Here is a 2,978-nt window from a genome sequence, read left to right on the forward strand (position 1 = left end):
GGCAGGCCCGCTCCAGGGTCTCCTGGACCAGATCCTGCGCCGCCTCACGGTCACCCGTGAGGACGAGGGCACCCCGGAACAACGCGGCCGACCTCGCGACGACGAAAGCCTCAAAGTCCAACTCCACGGCTCCTGCCTTCCTGCCACCCCTCCTCGACGCGAACACCACCCCTTCTGCTGCACGTCCGTACTGAGACCTGGGTCACAGGCACCGCTGTGGCCATACCGACGCAGGCGAGTGAGCGTTCCGACCACGAACCACCGGTGCCCCCACGCTGGTCACCAGCCCTACCGGCCGGAGATCGCCCTTCCCGCAGCCCGGGAGGGTCGCCTCCCGGCGGCGTGGCGGCAGGAACGGATGACGTGGGTCATCAAGGCGCATTGACAGACCGCTGCGTGCAGGCCGGGGGGAAGGGGAGCCGCTGCGGCTCTGTTGTCCCGGCGGGGTTGTTTGGTGGCGCTTCGGGGGTGGGTGGGGTTGTGGCTGCTGAGGCGAGAGGGGTCGATGCGGCCTGTGCGACAGGAGTCTCCATGCCTCCGCCCGTTTGAGTCGGATCGCTCCTGTCCGATCACAAAGCGCCCCGCTTTGGCGCTGTTTGCGCCCTGGGGATGCACCGTGCCCGACGGTACTACCGAAACATGACGCGACAGCGCCCGTATCCCAGCGACCTGTCCGATGCTCGCTGGGAGTTGATCGGCCCCACGCTCACCGCCTGGCGAGCTGAGCGCAGAGGCAAGAGCCTGGACATCGGCCGCCCACCCGGGCATGACCTGCGCCGCATCATGGACGCCATCCTGTACGTCGACCGCACCGGGATCCCCTGGCGGTATCTGCCGCACGACTTCGTACCGTGGGAGACGGTCTACGGCTACTTCGCCGCCTGCCAGAAGGAGGGTGTCCTCGACCGGCTCAACGGCCTGCTGCGGCGCCTGGCGCGTGAAGCCGAAGGCGGGGACGCCGAGCCGAGCGCCTGTGTGCTGGATGCGCAGAGCATCAAGACCTCCGCCAACGTGCCAGCAGCCGGCCAGGGAATCGATGCGGGCAAGAAAATCGCAGGTCGCAAGCGCCACATCGGCGTCGACACCCTCGGCCTGCTGCTGGCCGTCTGGGTGAGCGCGGCGAGTGTCTCCGACAACGCCGGCGGCATTCACCTGCTCTCCCAGATCTCCGCCACACCCCCCCCGAGTGACCAAGCCGTGGGCCGACACCGGCTACCGGACGAAGGTCATCGACCACGGCGCCCGCCTCGGAATCGATGTCGAGGTCGTCCAACGCGACCCCGGCGTCGAAGGGTTCAAGGTGATTCCCCGACGTTGGGTGGTCGAGCGGACCTTCGGCTGGCTGATGCACCACCGCCGTCTCGCACGCGACTACGAGACTCACCCCCACCGATCCGAAGCCATAATCCACGTCGCAATGATCGACCTCATAAGCCGACGGCTCACCAATGAATCCACACCGAACTGGCGCGACACCTGAACTTCGAACCAAACAACCCCGTCGGGACAAAACGCTCGCTAACCTCGGCGCACCTTGTGCCATACCCACCATTACAACCCGGAGAGGACGAAGCCGTCATGCGACCACGCTTCTGGCTCGCTGGGCTCAGCATCCGGACCGCCAACACCAGTGGGAGCGACCCGACCATGACGCTGAGCCAGCGAGCCCGGACAGCCGCCTGCGGCCGCCGTCCTCACCCTCATTCGCAAGCGCCCTCCACCACCTCGGCCACCTCGTAGGACTCTTGACCGTGCCGGCTACCGCGACTCACGGCCCGCACCGTCCGGAGCCGAGACCCCCTCGCGACCGGGAAGTCTCAGCATCGTGGACGGCCGCATGTCAATCCAGTTCTCTTCGATGTAGGCCACGCATCGCTCACGCGTGTCGGAGGGGTGAACAATGCGCCAGCCCTGAGGAACCTGGGCGAAGTCCGGCCACAACGAGTGCTGGCCTTCCTCGTTCACCAAGACGAGAAAGCCCCCAAGCTCGTCTTCGAAAGGATTGGTCATCGCATTGCCCTTCACGGGAGGAAAATTATTGGTGGCCATGAGCGAGCCGAGCGAGCACGCCCGACAGTACCGGGCCGATGTGCTCTAGGGCATCGGGTCGCAGCATGCGATTGTGGCTAGTATCGACATCATGAATGCTGATCTCGCCATCGATGTGGGGCCGCCATTTCTCGGCAAGGTCTACATTCCTGATTCCGCCATCTTCTTCCAGCGCGGCCGTGAACAGGAGCAGATCGCCGTGAAAACGGCGAGGCTCGTGAGCCTTGAGCAATTGAGCGTGTTGAGTGAAGCCCAGCATGATCGCACGCAGCATGTGCGCGTCCACCAAGACATCCACCGGCGCACCCGCGACTCGCAGGGCGTCCACGACGTCGTCCACATCGGCAAACTCCGGCTGTCCCGGCGGGAGAACACCGTGACCGTAGAAAAGCTGATCGAAGAGCAGACGGAGTAGCTGCTGTTCAGTCGGCCGGGAATGTTCGTCGCTGGACGCGGCGTGATCGGGCGGTGTCGAGTCGAGCATGGCCAGGATGGCCACCTCCTGCCCGTCGGCCTGCAACTGGACGGCCATGGCGTGTGCGACCACGCCGCCGAAGGACCATCCCAGCAAGTAATAGGGTCCAGCTGGCTGGATGATACGGATCTGCCGAACATAATCCGCGGCCATCTCCTCCACTGTCGACGGAGATTGTTCCGAGCGGCTTAGTGCTCGCGCCTGGAGCCCGTAGACGGGGCGTTCTCGATCGATGTACCGCAGAAGTCCGGCGTAGGGCCAACCGACTCCACCGCCGGGGTGGACGCAGAATACGGGAGACGCGCTGCCCGTGGAGCGCAGCGGCAGGAGGACCTCGAGCCCATGTCCGGAGGAGTCGCCTTCCATTGTCTGTGCCAGGGCGGCCACCGTCGGCGCGTCGAACAGCGTTCGCACTCTCAATTCCACACCGAACAGCTTACGAATTTTCGAGACC

2 protein-coding genes and 2 pseudogenes are annotated in these 2,978 nt (G+C 65.3%); 1 reads left to right on the forward strand and 3 read right to left on the reverse strand.

Going from position 1 to position 2,978, the window contains the following annotated elements; all coding sequences use genetic code 11:
- Nucleotides 1-127: pseudogene (locus ABZT03_RS43530) on the reverse strand (SigE family RNA polymerase sigma factor); the annotation flags it as partial.
- A 512-nt stretch (nt 128-639) separates the two neighbouring features.
- Here ABZT03_RS43530 and ABZT03_RS43535 point away from each other — a divergent pair.
- Nucleotides 640-1,480 (forward strand): annotated as a pseudogene (locus ABZT03_RS43535) (IS5 family transposase).
- A 278-nt stretch (nt 1,481-1,758) separates the two neighbouring features.
- Here ABZT03_RS43535 and ABZT03_RS43540 read toward each other — a convergent pair.
- Together ABZT03_RS43540 and ABZT03_RS43545 are read right to left on the reverse strand one after the other, a co-directional pair.
- Nucleotides 1,759-2,010, reverse strand: coding sequence for an MbtH family protein (locus tag ABZT03_RS43540; protein ID WP_356049769.1), 252 nt, complete (start codon nt 2,008-2,010; stop codon nt 1,759-1,761).
- Nucleotides 2,011-2,035: 25 nt separating this feature from the next.
- The coding region (locus tag ABZT03_RS43545; RefSeq protein ID WP_356049767.1) for an alpha/beta fold hydrolase at nt 2,036-2,978 on the reverse strand (943 nt) is incomplete at its 5' end.

It is taken from the genome of Streptomyces sp. NPDC005574, from assembly GCF_040605435.1.
In the GTDB taxonomy this organism is placed as follows: Bacteria; Actinomycetota; Actinomycetes; order Streptomycetales; family Streptomycetaceae; genus Streptomyces.